This is a genomic window from Enterobacter sp. HMSC16D10 (assembly GCF_001807145.1).
Classification (GTDB): domain Bacteria; phylum Pseudomonadota; class Gammaproteobacteria; order Enterobacterales; family Enterobacteriaceae; genus Enterobacter; species Enterobacter roggenkampii.
Window position 1 is genome coordinate 103,398 of record NZ_KV787902.1, and the last position, 367, is coordinate 103,764.

At 63.5% G+C, this 367-nt stretch carries 1 protein-coding gene; it reads left to right on the top strand.

The window, feature by feature from the left end:
- Positions 1-367 (top strand): Ig-like domain-containing protein (locus tag HMPREF3143_RS26375; RefSeq protein ID WP_254668446.1); only part of this gene is annotated, 367 nt, incomplete at both ends.

Consider the following 367-nt stretch of genomic DNA (forward strand, 5'->3'; position numbering starts at 1 on the left):
TCACCATCAACACCGTGGCGGGCGATAACGTCATTAATGCGGCGGAAGTGGCCGCAGGCCAGAGCCTGAGCGGCACCGTGGCGAATGCCGAAGCGGGCAATACCGTGACCGTGACCATTGGCGGCAACCGCTACACCGCAACGGTGCAGAACGATCTGACCTGGTCCGTCAACGTGCCGTCTGACGTGCTGACGGCGCTGGGTAACGGCAGCCTGAGCGTGACGGCGACCGTCACCAACGGCCACGGCAACACCGGGACCGGCGAGCGCGAGATCGCTATCGACGCTAACCTGCCGGGTCTGCGCGTCGATACCGTGGCGGGCGACAACGTGGTCAACAGCATCGAACATACTCAAAACCTGATCGT